A 14,435-nucleotide genomic window follows, 5' to 3' on the forward strand; every position below is an offset into this window, starting at 1 on the left:
CGACCCTCCCCGCCTAGGAGATCGTCAGAAGCTGGTGACCGGCCGACACCGTCGTGCCGGGGTTCGCGTCGATCGCGCCGATGACGCCGTCCTTGTGGGCCTGGATCGGCTGCTCCATCTTCATCGCCTCGAGCACGACCACGAGGTCGCCCTTGACGACCTGCTGGCCGTCCTCGACGGCGACTTTGACGATCGTCGCCTGCATGGGCGCCTTGACGGCGTCGCCGGAGGCCCCGGCCACGACGGTCGGCGCGTGCGACCGGCGCGACGGCGGCACGGCGGCGGGCCGGCCGGCCGCCACCGGAGTCGCGACGATGCGGTCGGGCAGGCTCACCTCGAGGCGCTTCCCGGCCACCTCGACGACGACCGTGTGACGGGTCTCGGCGGGCCGGGGCGCATCGAGCTCGCCGTCCCACGGCGGGATGTCATTGACGAACTCCGTCTCGATCCAGCGCGTGAAGACCGAGAAGCGGCCGTCCTCGGCCGTGAAGGCGGGGTCGCGCACGACCTTGCGGTGGAAGGGGAGGACGGTCGGAAGGCCCGCGACCTCGAACTCGTCCAGCGCGCGGCGAGCGCGCTCGAGCGCCTCGGCGCGGTCGCGGCCCGTCACGATGATCTTGCCGAGGAGCGAGTCGAAGGAGCCGCTGACGCTGTCACCGGCGGTCACGCCCGAGTCCAGGCGGATGCCCGGGCCGCCGAAGGTCTTGAACACCTTGATCGGGCCGGGCTGCGGGAGGAAGTTGCGGCCGGGGTCCTCGCCGTTGATGCGGAACTCGATGGAGTGCCCGTCGGGCCGGGGATCGGCGTAGTCGAGGACGCCGCCCTCCGCGATCCGGAACTGCTCGCGCACGAGGTCGATGCCCGTGACCTCTTCCGAGACGGGGTGCTCGACCTGAAGGCGGGTGTTGACCTCGAGGAACGAGATCGTGCCGTCCGCGCCGATGAGGAACTCGCACGTCCCCGCGCCGACGTAGCCGACCTCCCGGAGGATCGCCTTCGAGGCCGCATACAGCGTCTCGTTCTGGTCGGCCGTGAGGAACGGCGCGGGCGCCTCCTCCACGAGCTTCTGATGGCGGCGCTGCAGCGAGCAGTCGCGCGTGGAGACGACGACGACGTTGCCCTCCGCGTCCGCGAGGCACTGGGTCTCGACGTGGCGGGGCTTGTCGAGGTACTTCTCAACGAAGCACGCGCCGCGCCCGAAGGCGGTGACGGCCTCGCGCGTCGCGGACTCGAAGAGCTCCGGCACCTCCTCGATCGTGCGGGCGACCTTCAGGCCGCGACCGCCGCCGCCGTACGCCGCCTTGATGGCGATGGGGAGGCCCACACGCTCGGCGAACTCGACGACCTCGTCGGCGCCGCTGACGGGTCCGGGGGTGCCGGGGGCGAGGGGCGCGCCGACCTTCTCGGCGACGTGGCGAGCCGTCACCTTGTCGCCGAGCGCCTCGATCGCCTCGGGCGAGGGGCCGATCCAGACGAGGCCCGCGCCGATCACGGCGCGCGCGAACTCCGCGTTCTCGGCCAGGAAGCCGTAGCCGGGGTGCACCGCGTCGGCTCCCGAGCGCCGCGCGACGGAGAGGATCTTGTCGATCGAGAGGTATGTCTCGGCGCTTGTCGCGCCCTCGAGCGCATAGGCCTCGTCGGCGAGGCGCACGTGGAGGGCGTCGCGATCCTGGTCGGCGTAGACGGCGACGGACGCCTTGCCCGAGTCGCGCGCGGCGCGCACGACGCGTACGGCGATCTCACCGCGGTTGGCAACGAGAACCTTGGTGATCTGCGGCATGAGTGTCAGCCTACAGATGGGCTTCCAAGCACTTTTGGACGCCTCGCACAAGAAACGCGCGGCGAGGTGTGCGGGACTCTACGAGGGTCCGATGCGTCGTCGTCCCGCCTCAGTCGCGCGTCTTCCACAGGTCGGGCCAGGCGACGCCGAGCTCGCGCGCGAGTCGGCGCAGCGTCGACAGCGACATCCCGACGACCGTCGACGGGTCGCCCTCGACGCGCTCGATGAACGGGCCGCCGAGGCTGTCGATCGTGAACGCGCCTGCGACGTGCAGCGGCTCGCCGGACGCGACGTACGCGTCGATCTCGTCATCCGTCATGTCCGCGGAGAAGGTGACGGACGCCTCCGCCACCGCGTGCGCCTCGTGCGGGTCGCGGCCGGGTGAGAGCCGGCACATCGCGTGACCGGAGTGGAGGACTCCGGTGCGCCCGCGCATCGAGTGCCACCGTGCCGTGGCCGCCTCCGGCGTGTAGGGCTTGCCGAGGATCTCGCCGTCGAGCTCGAACATCGAGTCGCCGCCGATGACGACCCCGTCGAACGACGGGTCGTCGTCGGCGATGCGCGCAGCGACGTCCGCCGCCTTGCGCCGCGCGAGGAGCAGGACGTGCTCGTCGGGCGCGAGAGTGCGGCCCTCGGCCGCCTCGACCGCGGCGATGACGGCTTCCTCGTCGACGTCGGGAGCCGTCGTCTCGGGCTCGATCCCCGCCTGGCGCAGCAGCATGAGACGGGCGGGTGAGGTCGAGGCGAGGAGCACGCGCATGCGTTCACGCTACTGCTGCGCGGAACCTTCCGAACCGGGCGCCCCTGCGGCGTGCCGGGGCCCCGGATCAGGGGTCTTGCGGCAGGTGGGGGTGTGACAGGCTCGGAGGATGGACGACCGGCTTCTCGACCTCGACATCACCGACGTCGCGCACGGCGGGGTCTTCGTCGGGCGGCACGAGGGCCGTGTCGTGTTCGTGCCCGACGCCATCCCCGGCGAGCGGGTGCGGGTGCGGCTGACGGATGCGAAGGACGGCGGATCGTTCTGGCGGGGTGAGGTGCTCGAGGTGCTGGATGCCTCGCCCCATCGCCGTGCGCACGTATGGCGCCAGGCCGACGTCGACGTCCCGCCGGAGGACCGGCCGGGCGGCGCCGACTTCGGCCACATCGACCTCCCCCACCAGCGACGACTCAAGACCCGGGTCCTCGTCGACGCGCTCCACCGGATCGGCAAGGTCGAGAGCCCGGCCGTGACCCTCGAGCCGGCTCTGCCGGTCCTCGCATCGGGTGGTGAGACCGTGGCCGCGGAGACGGCCGAGGGCACGGGGTGGCGGACGAGGCTCAGCCTCCACGTCGACGCCGACGGCCGGGTGGGCCCGTACGCGGCGCGGAGCCACCGCGTCATCCCCGTCGAGGACCATCCCCTTGCGACGCCCGCGGTCGCCCGCGCGGCACGACGGCTGGCGGGGCAGGGGCCCGGACGCATCGACCTCGCGCAGCCCGCCGACGGGCGCGTGCGGGTCATCCCGCGGCCCGAGGCTCCGCGAGGACGCCGGACGGGCCCGCGGCGCGGCGGTCGGCGCGTCGCTCAGCCGGCGCCCGGGCCGGCGAAGAACGATCCCGCCTTCGAGACGGTCGTCGAGCAGGCCGGGGGTCGGGACTTCCGCGTCGACGCGGGCGGATTCTGGCAGGTGCACCGGCTCGCTGCGCACTCCCTCTCGTCGCTCGTCACGGCCCAGCTGAGAGCTGCCCGGCCGGACGGCCTCGACCCCGACGCCTGGCACCTGGACCTCTATGGGGGCGTCGGTCTCTTCGCGGCGACCCTCGGCGACCTCGGCGGGCCGGGGACGCGCGTCACGAGCGTCGAGTCGGATCCGCGGGCGACCGAGCACGCCGGAGAGAATCTGGCCGAGTGGGTCGGCGCGCGCGCACTGACCGACCGCGTGGATCGCTGGATCGCGCGGCTCGGGGACGAGGCATCCGTCTCCCAGCGCGAGCGGCTCTCGCACGGCGTCGTCATCCTCGACCCGCCCCGCTCGGGAGCCGGGCGGCAGGTCGTCGAGGGGGTCGCGGCGCTCGCGCCGCAGACCGTGGTCTATGTCGCGTGCGACCCCGTCGCTCTGGCGCGCGACCTCGCGACCTTCCGCGCGCTGGGCTACGCGTCGGGTCCGATCGCGGCGCTTGACCTGTTCCCCAACTCGCATCACGTCGAGGCCGTGGCCACCCTGACCCGCATGCACGACGCGCGCTAGCCTGGGGCCATGACGCGCGTCGCCCTCATCGACGACCACGAGTCCGTCCGGCTGGGACTCGAGGCCGCCTGCGCCCGCGGGGGCACCGAAGACGTCGTGTTCTCGGGGAGCACGGTCACCGCCTACATCGACTGGCGCAGCTTCGCCGCGGCGCGACCGGCGGATGTCGTCGTGCTCGACCTGACGCTCGGCGACGGGACGACCGTCACCGAGAACGTGCGACGACTGACCTCCGACGGGTCGAGCGTCATCATCCACAGCGTCGCCGACCGTCCGGCGGCCGTGCGCGAGGCCCTGGTCGCGGGCGCCGCCGGCGTGGTGAGCAAGGCCTCGCCGATCGACGACGTGATCGCCGCGATCCGCACGGTCGCCCGGGGCGAGCCGCTGAACAACGTCGAGTGGGCGAGCGCCGTCGAGGGCGACCGGGCGTTCGCCGACGCCCAGCTGTCGCAGCGCGAACGCGAGGTGCTGCGCCTGTACGCCGCGGGCCTCCCGCTCAAGGTCGTCGCCGACCGGCTCGGGGTGGCGTACTCGACGGCGAAGGAGAACATCACGCGCGTGCGCGTGAAGTACGTCGAGGTCGGGCGTCCCGCCCCGACGAAGGTCGACCTCCTGCGTCGGGCGATGGAGGACGGCATCCTCTCGCAGTCTCCGGCCACCGGGGGCGCCGGTGACGGCTGACGCGACCGGCTCGGTTCTCGACGACGCCTGGGGCCACATCCCGCAGACGCGCGAGACCAACGCCGACCTCGGCTCGTTCACCCGCCGCCGCATCGAGCGCGCGATCACGCTGGCGGTCGCCTTCGGGGCGGTGGTCCTCGGTACGCAGGCCTTCCTGTACTCGTTCCGCCCCCCTGAGGAGGGGCCGGGGTGGCACCTGGCGCTCGTGCTCGGCACCTTCGGGCCGCTCGCGCTCATGCTGCTGGCCTGCGTCATCGGCCGCGGCGTGCGCTTCTTCTCCGGACTCTTCGCCCTCCTCTACCTCGGAGCGCTCCTGCTGTGGCCCCTCGCGACCGAGGGCGGCACCGTGGGTCCGCCCACCGAGCAGCCGTGGATCTGGTACCTCGTCAACGTCGGGACGGTCGCGGCGGTGCTCGCCTTCCCGTTCCGTGTCCAGCTCGTCTGGACGGCCCTGCTCCCGCTCGTCTTCGGCGTCGTCCGGCTGGTGCAGGTGGACTTCGCGCGGGCGTTCCTGCAGCCGGTGCTCCTCGACGTCTCGTTCGCCCTCATCCTCGGCTTCATCCTGCTGACCCTGGCCTGGGTGTTCCGTTCGGTGTCGGCGAATGTCGACGAGACGCGCGCGCGAGCGGTGGAGTCCTATGCGGCCGCTGCCGCCGCGGCGGCGACGGAGCAGGAGCGCGTCGCCGTGGCGGCGCTCATGCACGACAGCGTGCTGGCCGCCCTCATCGCCGCCGAGCGCGCGCACACCGATCGCGAGCGGACCCTCGCCGCCGCGATGGCCCGCGAGGCACTCACGCGCCTGGCGAACACGGAGCAGGATCCGGAGGAGGGGCCGGACGAGCCCCGGGATGCCTCGGCCATCGCCGACGAGATCGAGCACGTCGCGCGGGAGCTCGGCGTCGAGATCCGCGCCGAGCGCACGATCCTCGGCGACAGCCCGTCGGTGCCCGGCCGCGTCGCCCGCGCTCTCACGCTCGCGACGCTGCAGGCCATCACGAACTCCATCGAGCACGCCGACGGCGAGGGGCTCGGCGTGGCCGTGCGGGCCGTGACGGACCCGGTGCGCGTGCGCATCGAGGTGCGCGACACCGGCCGGGGCTTCGACCTCGAGGAAGTGCCCGACGACCGGCTCGGCATCCGCGCATCGATCATCGCGCGCGTCGCGGCGGTCGGCGGGACGACCCGCATCGCGTCGGGCGAGCACGGCACGACCGTCCGCCTGGAGTGGCGGGAGGCCGAGGCGTGATCAGCGTCCGGACGGTCCTCGTGACGCTCGCCGTCGCGTTCACGGCCTACCTCGCGGCGCGCGGGCTGTGGTGGACGGCTGCGCCGGCGTATCCGCTCGTCGTCGTGATCGCGCTCGGCCTCTACCTCGTAACGACGTGGCTCTGCGTCTTCTGGGAGCCGACCCCGCCCGCGCCGCACCCCGAGGCGGGGGACGATCCGCCTCTCACGATCGGCTCGCGGGGGCCGGCGACCCTCCCGCTGTCGGCCTCCATCCTCGCCATCGTGAGCGCGGTCCTCGTGCCGACCTCCATCGCCGTCGGCGTGGGGCCCGACAACCGCACGGCCCTCTTCGCGACGTGGTACCTCGGCGGCATCGGCGCCCTCATGACGATCGTGATGGTGCGCCGGCGTCCGTGGTTCGCGTGGGCGGGCATCGTCGTGCTCGCGATCGCCTCTATCGCGTGGATGGGACCCGTGGACGCCCTGTCGCTCGGCCTCGTCGGGTCGATCGTCTGGGTCGGGGTCGCCCAGCTCCTCCTCATCTCGATGGACCGTGCGGCGCGCGACACCGCGCGCCTCGCCCAGCTCCAGCGCGCGGCATCCGCGTGGCAGGCGTCGCAGACCGGGCGCCAGCGCGAGCGCCGCGTGCAGGTGCAGCGCGCACTCGCCGTCGCCGGTCCGATCCTGACCCGGACGGTGGCGACGACCGGCCTGCTCGACGATCGGGAGAAGCTCGAGGCGCGGATCGCCGAGGGGGCGCTCCGCGACGAGATGCGGGGTCCGCGACTCCTCGACGACGACGTCCGCACGGAGCTCGACTCGGCCCGCCGGCGAGGAGCGACGGTCACGGTGCTCGACGAAGGCGGCCTCGACGGGCTCGACGAGACGTCGCTCGCGCTCATCCGGGCGCAGCTGGCCGAGACGCTGCGCGCCTCGACGTCCGACCGCCTGTACATCCGCACGTCTCCCGATGATCGCGTCGCCGTGACCGTCGTCGGCCGCTCGGCCGCAGGGCCGGGTCTGTCCGACGAGGACGCCGTCGAACTCTGGCGCGAGATCGCCCATCCCTGAGCGGCGCGCGCGGCGCCCCTGAGCGGCGCTGCCGAGCCGCATCCGAGGGGCGGATGCCGCGGAGCATCGCCCGCAGACAATCTCGCCCCCCGTCCTGGTGGGGGAGGGGAACCAGGACGGAGGGCGGAATCGGAAGAGGCGGGGGCGGCAGATATGCCTGCCCCCGCCTGGCGAACGGTTACCCGAAAACCGTTCGCATGGCCGAACCTGAGACCGCTTGGGACGGTCAGGTCAGCCGAACGCAAAGCGTTCCAGCACTTCAAGTATCCGGGGGTGGCGACTGTCCGTCTGTAGGTATTTCGGGGGACATTTGCGTCGGATGGGGGACGACCCCGGTGCTCCGACCGCTTCGGCCCCGGAGATCAGCGCTCGGCGACGATCAGAAATGCGCCGGCAACGGATTCCTGCCGCTATCGATGATGCGCTCGACGAGCCGGATCGGCAAGATGCAGATCGACGACCGCCGGAGCCCGTCCGTGTCAGCGGCCCTGGAATCCGCTCCAGCCGAGTTCCCGGCGCAGCGGAGTGCGCAGAGACCGCTGCGACACCGACCAGGCGGTGCGGCTGCGCGTGTCGTCGGCGACGGCCGACGACGCCTCTTCGGCATAGGCCTCGCTGACGACCGCGATGAGCGCCGCGAGCTCGGCCTCGGTGGGCCGGCCGCGCAGCACCTCGAGGCGGATGCCCTCGTCCGGTGTCCCGCTCTGGTCCGTCGTCACAGCGGGATGTTCCCGTGCTTCTTGGGCGGCTGGCTCGCTCGCTTGCCGCGGAGGGCTCGGAGTGCCTTCGCGATCGAGACGCGGGTCTGGGCGGGCTCGATGATGCCGTCGAGCTCGCCGCGCTCAGCGGCGAGGAACGGCGATGCCACGTTGTACGTGTACTCGTTGGCCAGGCGCGTGCGGACGGCCGCGACATCCTCGCCCGCCTCCTCGGCGCGCTTGATCTCGCCGCGGTAGAGGATGTTGACCGCGCCCTGACCTCCCATCACCGCGATCTCGGCGGTCGGCCAGGCGAGGTTGACGTCGGCTCCGAGCTGCTTGGACCCCATGACGATGTACGCGCCGCCGTAGGCCTTCCGCAGGATCACGGTGACGAGCGGCACCGTCGCCTCCGCGTAGGCGTAGAGGAGCTTCGCGCCGCGGCGGATGACGCCCGTCCACTCCTGGTCGGTGCCCGGCAGATAGCCCGGCACGTCCACGAGCGTCACGATCGGCACCGAGAAGGCGTCGCAGAAGCGCACGAAGCGGCTCGCCTTCTCGCCCGCCTCGATGTTGAGCGTCCCGGCCATCTGCGACGGCTGGTTGGCGATGATGCCGACCGTTCGGCCCTCCACCCGGCCGAAGCCGATCACGATGTTGGGGGCGAAGAGGGGCTGCACCTCGAGGAAGTCGCCGGCGTCGACGATGTGCGCGATGACGTTGTGGATGTCGTAGGGCTGGTTGGGAGAGTCGGGGATGACGGTGTTCAGGGTGCGATCGGCATCCGTCGTCTCCCACTCGAACTCCGCCTCGTAGACCGGCAGCTCCGACATGTTGTTGTCGGGGAGGAAGCCCAGGAGCGTGCGCACGTAGTCGAGCGCGTCCTCTTCGTCCTCGGCGAGATAGTGCGCGACGCCCGAGCGCGTGTTGTGCGTGTACGCGCCGCCGAGCTCCTCCATCCCGACGTCCTCGCCCGTGACGGTCTTGATGACATCCGGGCCGGTGACGAACATCTGGCTCGTCTTGTCGACCATGACGACGAAGTCGGTGAGTGCGGGCGAGTACACCGCGCCGCCCGCGGCAGGTCCCATGACGATGGAGATCTGCGGGATGACGCCGGATGCCGCGGTGTTCAGGCGGAAGATCTCCCCGTACTTGCCGAGCGCGACGACGCCCTCCTGGATGCGCGCCCCGCCCGAGTCGAGGATGCCGACGCACGGCATGCCGCCCTGCATCGCGAACTCCATGATCTTGATGATCTTGTCGCCTGCGGCCTCGCCGAGGGAGCCGCCGAAGGTCGAGAAGTCCTGGGCGTAGACGGCGACCGTGCGGCCGTGGATCGTCCCGACCCCCGTCACGACCGAGTCCCCGTACGGCCGAGACCTGTCCATGCCGAATGCCGTGGTGCGGTGGCGGACGTACTCGTCGAACTCGACGAACGACCCGGTGTCGACCAGCTGCTCGATGCGCTCGCGCGCGGTCTGCTTGCCCTTGGCGTGCTGCTTGCCGCGGGCGGCCTGCTCGGCATCGACCACGGCCTCCTGATAGCGGGCGCGCAGGTCGGCGATCTTGCCGGCGGTCGTGGAGAGATCGGGCATGTCGGTCACCCATCCACACTATCGGCGGGGGTCCGCGATCCGTTGGAGGGTTCGCACAAGCGCGCACGGCATCGGCTGTCGGCGGGAGGGGCCGCATCCGGCCGCCGGCCGGATTCCGGAAGACCCGTGTCGCACCGCCGTGGTCCGGGGTAAGGTCGGCCCGCATGGAGCCCACTCGGCGATCGTGGTCACAGGTCTGGTCTGCGGCGGGGGCGCTCGTGCTGGCGGCCGTCATCGTCGTCGGCGCCGCAGGGGCACCCGCGGCAGGGGCGGCGCCCCGCGCCGGAGCCTCCCCGGAATCGGGCGAGTCTCCGGATCCCGCGCCGGCCCCCGATCCCGCTTCGACCCCGGAGGCCACGTCCGAACCCGAACCCGAACCCGAGTCCGAACCCACGTCCGAGCCCGCTCCGGCCCCCGACCCGACCGCGGCCCCCGGACCGACGCCCCAGCCCGCCCCGACCTCGTCGCCCGACGTGCTGCCCGACGCTCCGCGAGCGCCCTCCGCGCCGGACGGCTCCGACTCGGCCGAGGAGCCGCCCGTTCCGGAAGCGGATGCGTCGGCCCGGCAGGCGGCCGGCCCGTCGGCGGTCGTTCCCACGGTGTCGCGTCTGTCCGGCCCGGATCGCTACGCCACGAGCGCGGCTGCCTCTCGCGCCGGCTTCCCGAACGGCGCAGCCACCGTCCTCATCGCCTCCGGGTCGGCGCCCGTGGACGGGGTGATCGCGGCCGGACTGTCCGCCGGGCTGCGCGCCCCGCTGCTGCTGGTGGGTCACACCGTCGTCCCCGACGTCGTGGCCGCCGAGATCGCGCGCCTCGCGCCGGCATCCATCGTCGTCATCGGGGGCGAGCCCTCCGTGTCGGCCGCCGTGCTCGATCGCCTGCGGGCCTTCACTCCGGACGTGCAGCGATTCGGCGGCGCGTCGCGCTTCGAGACCTCTCTCCTCGCGCTGAGAACCGCGACCTCGCCCCTTCCCACCGTGTACATCGCGGGCGGCCTCGGATTGATCGACGCCCCGTTCGCCTCGGTCGCGGCGGCGGCGACCGGCGGCGGAGCGCTGCTGGTCGACGAGCGCTCGTCGGCCGTCGATGCGCCGACGCTGGACGCCCTGCGAGCGGTCGGGGCCACCAGCGTCGTGATCGTCGGCGGGACGGGCGGGATCGGCCCGGGCTTCGAACAGTCGCTCCGGGACGGAGGGTTCGCGGTGAGCCGGCGTGCGGGAGTCGATCGCTACGACACCGCCATCCTCATGTCCCGGGAAGGCCCCGCGACCCGTCAGCGGGCGATCGTGGCGAACTCGGCATCGTCGCCGGATGTGGCCGTCGCGGCCGCCCTGGCGGCGGCGTCGGGTCAGCCGCTGCTCTACGCGATCGAGCCCTGCGTGCCCGATCCCGTGGCGGCCCATCTCGCCTCGGTGGGCTGGCCGATCACCGCCGTGGGCGGGCCGGAATGGCTGGGGGCGGTCGTGCCGGTGAACCGGTCGTGCTCGGCGGAACGGCAGCAGCGGCAGAGCGCTCTCGAGGCGGCGCTGCGCGGAACCCTGTCGGCCTACAACAACGGCGCCGGCTTCTCCGTCTCGGTGCGGGAGGTGGGCGGACTCGGGCAGTACGTCCAGATCGGCGGCGGGGTCCGCCGGGAGCCGGCGAGCATGATCAAGCTCTTCGCGGCGTGGGCCGTCGGCAGGATCATCGACGAGGGCCGGGCGCACTGGGGCACGCGGCTCCCCTCGGGCGTCAGCCTCGCCGACTGCGTGCATGTCATGATCCATGCGTCGGACAACTACTGCCACACCGACATCGTCCACTGGATCGGGATCGGCGAACTGAATCGGATGATCGCCGCCGCCGGATTCTGCTGCACCACGTACGGCAACGTGAACCCTCCCACCAGCGTGCTCTACGCGGGGAATCGGACGACGACGGACGACCTCGTGCACCTCCTGACGCGCCTGCACAACGGCACGGCGCTGTCCAAGGCGAACGGCGACCACATCCTCGGTCTCATGAAGGCCCAGGTCTTCCGCACGCGTCTCGCCTCGGGCATCCCGCCGGGGGTCGGGCAGGCGAGCAAGCCCGGGGCGCTGTGGCTGACGTCCGGCCTGCTGCAGGCCGACTCGGCGATCGTGTGGGGACCGAAGACGACCTACATCGTGTCGGTCATCGGTGATCAGGGGCCGCCGCAGGAGGCCCTCCGCCGCGTCTCCCGGACGGTGTACGAGCACTTCCACGGTCCCTTCGGCGCGGCTGCCGTGTATCCGGTGGAGCAGACGTACGCCCCGTGGCCCATCCAGCTGCTCAACGGACCCAACGGCTCGCCGATCGGATACGCCCCGACGGGGGCGCTCATCCAGGTTCTCGACGCCCAGCGCGTCTGGTACTCGGTGCGCTACGGCGGGCGCGACGTGTGGACCCACTTCACCAATCTGCGCAATCGCTGAACCGCGCGTGCTCGCGAGCGCCGGCCTCACCCCGACGCCCGGGAAGTAGGGTGGCGCCATGCCGATCTCGGAAGCCGGATATCCCCTTGCCGCCGCTGTGAGCCCTCGCGTCCAGGTCGTGGAGACGACCGGGTCGACCAACGCCGACGTCGTGGCGGCGGTGATGGAGGATCCGGATCGCTGGCCGCACCTGTCCGTCCTGCTGACGAACGATCAGCGGGCCGGGCGCGGCCGGCTCGACCGCTCGTGGACGACCCCCGCCGGAACGGCGCTCGCCGTGTCGGCGGTGGTGCGGGTGCCGGGCCTGCCGGTCGAGTCGCGAGGCTGGATCCCCCTGATCGCGGGAGCGGCCATGACCCGCGCGCTCGCCGAGCAGCTGCACGGCACCGGGCACGCAGCACGGCTCAAGTGGCCCAACGACGTCCTGATGGACGGCGGCAAGATCTGCGGCATCCTCGCGGAGGTCGTGCCGGGGCAGCCGGACGTCGTCGTGGTGGGTGCGGGGGTGAACACCCGGATGCCGCGGACCGACCTCCCCGTCGCGACAGCCACCTCGTTCGCCTCGGTGGGACTCGAGTGCGATGACGACCGGCTCCTCGCCGACTACCTCCGCGCGCTGCAGGAGCAGCTCGACGCGCTGCGTGCCTCGCGCGGCGATGCCGCGGCGTCGGGCGTCCTCGCCGAGGTCGAGACGCTCTGCTCGACGCTCGGCATGGAGGTCGTGGTCTCCCTCCCCGACGGGTCGAAGCTCGAGGGCCGCGCTCAGCGCATCGACGAGCACGGACGCCTCGTCGTCGAATCCGGCGATGTCGCCACGACGGTGGCGGCCGGAGACGTGACGCACGTGCGTCTGCAGGGCCACCTCGGCCGCTGACGGCGAGGCGGCGCAGGGTGTCGCCGGCGCATCGCACAATGGAGGCATGACTCAGCCGGCGACGTTCGGGGGCAGGCCCCCGACACCGGCTCCCGGCGTGCCGACCCCCGAGCTGCGTGTGGCGCGCTTCCGAAGCCATGCGCGCAGGCTCGTGTGGCCCGCGCTCGTCGTGATCGCCGTCGCGGGCGCGGTCGGCTTCTTCTACGGGAACCTCCCCGCTCCGTTCGAGAACTGGATGCTGCTGACCGCCGCCGCCGTCGTGGTCCTCCTCCTCGCGCTCCTGCCCTTCCTGTCGTGGTGGTCGCACACGTGGACGATCACGACGCGGCGGGTGATCGAGCGCCGGGGAGCGCTCGTCGCTCGCAGGCGCGAGCTGACGCACGTGCGCGGCTACAGCATCCAGGTCAACCGGGGCCCTCTGCAGCGCCTGTGGGGAGCGGGGACGCTCGTGCTGACCAACGGGGTGGACGAGCCCATGCGCCTCGCCAACATCCCGAGCGTGGAACTGGTCCACGAGAGCCTCGTCGACCAGGTGGAGGTCAACCAGATCCTCGCGCACCGCGAGCTACCGCTGCCGCCGCCCGCTCCCGGCCTCTGACCGGCGCCGCTTCGGCGGACTCTCCGACGTGCGCGATGATGGAGGCTCGAACAGGAGGAGCCCCATGTCCTTGCGTGTCGGAGTCGTCGGCGGCGGTCAGCTCGCCCGGATGATGATCGCCCCCGCCGTCGAGCTCGGCGTCGAGATCCGGGTGCTCGCCGAGGACGAGGGGATGGCCGCGTCGCTCGCCGCGACCGCCGTCGGGGACTACCGCGACGCCGATACCGTGCTCGCCTTCGCGCGGGATGTCGACGTCGTGACCTTCGACCACGAGCACGTGCCGCAGGAGGTGCTCTCGGTGCTCGTCGCCGACGGGGTCGCCGTACGGCCCGGTCCGGGGGCGCTGCGTTTCGCGCAGGACAAGCTCGTCATGCGTGCGCGACTCGCGGAGCTCGGGATGCCGCAGCCCGACTGGGCGGCCGTGCACGACGCCGCCGAGCTCGGCGAGTTCCTCGACGCGCACGGGGGCCGGGCGGTCGTCAAGACGCCGCGCGGCGGCTACGACGGCAAGGGCGTGCGCGTCGTCTCGGCGGCGACAGAGGCAGACGACTGGTTCACGACCCTCGCCGAGGACGCCCGGGGCGGAGCGCTGCTCGTCGAGGAGCTCGTCGACTTCTCGCGCGAGCTCGCGCAGCAGGTCGCCCGGCGTCCGTCCGGCGACGTGCGCGCGTACCCGGTCGTGGAGACCGTGCAGCGCGACGGCGTCTGCGCCGAGGTGCTGGCCCCCGCGCCCCACGCGAGCGAGCGGCTGATCGACGTGGCCGCGCGCATCGGCGTCGGCATCGCGGAGGGACTCGACGTCACCGGCATGCTCGCCGTCGAGCTCTTCGAGACCACGGATGACCGGCTCCTCGTCAACGAGCTCGCGATGCGTCCGCACAACAGCGGTCACTGGAGCCAGGACGGCGCGGTGACGAGCCAGTTCGAGCAGCACCTTCGTGCCGTCCTCGACCTGCCGCTGGGAGACCCGTCGCCCCGCGCTGCGTGGTCGGTGATGGTGAACATCCTTGGCGGCCCCGCCGACGGCACGCTCGACGAGCGGTTCCCCGCAGCGCTCGCCGCCCACCCGGCCGCGAAGGTCCACACCTACGGCAAGTCCCCGCGCCCCGGCCGGAAGGTCGGGCACGTCAACGCCGTCGGAGACGATCTCGACGACGTGGCCTACGAGGCGCGGGCCGCGGCATCCCACTTCCTCGACTGACCCGGCATCCCCGAGCGGGTGCCCGGGCCGTGCCGTTGCGG

12 protein-coding genes are annotated in these 14,435 nt (G+C 72.5%); 8 read left to right on the forward strand and 4 right to left on the reverse strand.

The genetic code is table 11. From position 1 onward, the window contains the following. Positions 1 to 13: 13 nt before the first annotated feature. Positions 14 to 1,780 (reverse strand): biotin carboxylase N-terminal domain-containing protein, encoded by a 1,767-nt coding sequence (locus EV279_RS16230; RefSeq protein WP_133545886.1) that lies wholly within the window; start codon positions 1,778 to 1,780, stop codon positions 14 to 16. 109 nt (positions 1,781 to 1,889) lie between these two features. After that, the gene (locus tag EV279_RS16235) at positions 1,890 to 2,540 is read right to left on the reverse strand and encodes a Maf family protein (RefSeq protein ID WP_133545888.1); all 651 of its coding nucleotides are present in this window, start codon (positions 2,538 to 2,540) and stop codon (positions 1,890 to 1,892) included. A 109-nt stretch (positions 2,541 to 2,649) separates the two neighbouring features. Between EV279_RS16235 and EV279_RS16240 the strand changes: the two genes are divergently transcribed. The 4 genes from EV279_RS16240 to EV279_RS16255 are packed head-to-tail and all read left to right on the forward strand — an operon-like array spanning position 2,650 to position 6,990. After that, entirely contained in the window at positions 2,650 to 4,011 is a 1,362-nt protein-coding gene (locus tag EV279_RS16240) for a TRAM domain-containing protein (RefSeq protein WP_133545890.1), read from the forward strand. A gap of 9 nt (positions 4,012 to 4,020) precedes the next feature. Continuing rightward, positions 4,021 to 4,692 carry a response regulator transcription factor gene (locus tag EV279_RS16245; protein ID WP_133545892.1) on the forward strand — a complete coding sequence of 224 codons (672 nt, stop codon included), beginning with the start codon at positions 4,021 to 4,023 and terminating at the stop codon, positions 4,690 to 4,692. Further along, on the forward strand, positions 4,682 to 5,938 hold the full coding sequence (locus tag EV279_RS16250; protein WP_208109589.1) for an ATP-binding protein: 1,257 nt from the start codon (positions 4,682 to 4,684) through the stop codon (positions 5,936 to 5,938). Before EV279_RS16245 ends, EV279_RS16250 begins: the two co-directional genes overlap by 11 nt. Continuing rightward, complete coding sequence (locus tag EV279_RS16255) at positions 5,935 to 6,990, forward strand: hypothetical protein (RefSeq protein WP_133545894.1); 1,056 nt, start codon at positions 5,935 to 5,937, stop codon at positions 6,988 to 6,990. The genes EV279_RS16250 and EV279_RS16255 overlap by 4 nt, the downstream gene beginning before the upstream one ends. Before the next feature lie 479 nt (positions 6,991 to 7,469). Here EV279_RS16255 and EV279_RS16260 read toward each other — a convergent pair whose 3' ends face one another. Then, positions 7,470 to 7,709 (reverse strand): acyl-CoA carboxylase subunit epsilon, encoded by a 240-nt coding sequence (locus EV279_RS16260; RefSeq protein WP_133545896.1) that lies wholly within the window; start codon positions 7,707 to 7,709, stop codon positions 7,470 to 7,472. After that, positions 7,706 to 9,286 (reverse strand): acyl-CoA carboxylase subunit beta, encoded by a 1,581-nt coding sequence (locus tag EV279_RS16265; RefSeq protein ID WP_133545950.1) that lies wholly within the window; start codon positions 9,284 to 9,286, stop codon positions 7,706 to 7,708. The genes EV279_RS16260 and EV279_RS16265 overlap by 4 nt, the downstream gene beginning before the upstream one ends. Positions 9,287 to 9,450: 164 nt before the next feature. Between EV279_RS16265 and EV279_RS16270 the strand changes: the two genes are divergently transcribed. The 4 genes from EV279_RS16270 to EV279_RS16285 all read left to right on the forward strand — a co-directional run bounded on the left by EV279_RS16270 (position 9,451) and on the right by EV279_RS16285 (position 14,394). After that, entirely contained in the window at positions 9,451 to 11,721 is a 2,271-nt protein-coding gene (locus EV279_RS16270; protein ID WP_133545897.1) for a serine hydrolase, read from the forward strand. A 58-nt stretch (positions 11,722 to 11,779) separates the two neighbouring features. Next, on the forward strand, positions 11,780 to 12,595 hold the full coding sequence (locus EV279_RS16275) for a biotin--[acetyl-CoA-carboxylase] ligase (protein ID WP_133545899.1): 816 nt from the start codon (positions 11,780 to 11,782) through the stop codon (positions 12,593 to 12,595). A 46-nt stretch (positions 12,596 to 12,641) separates the two neighbouring features. Next, positions 12,642 to 13,193: a PH domain-containing protein gene (locus EV279_RS16280; protein ID WP_133545901.1), complete on the forward strand. Its 552-nt coding sequence runs from the start codon at positions 12,642 to 12,644 to the stop codon at positions 13,191 to 13,193. A gap of 64 nt (positions 13,194 to 13,257) precedes the next feature. Further along, entirely contained in the window at positions 13,258 to 14,394 is a 1,137-nt protein-coding gene (locus tag EV279_RS16285) for a 5-(carboxyamino)imidazole ribonucleotide synthase (RefSeq protein WP_133545903.1), read from the forward strand. Positions 14,395 to 14,435 lie beyond the last annotated feature (41 nt).

The organism is Microbacterium sp. BK668 (assembly GCF_004362195.1).
Lineage (GTDB): Bacteria > Actinomycetota > Actinomycetes > Actinomycetales > Microbacteriaceae > Microbacterium.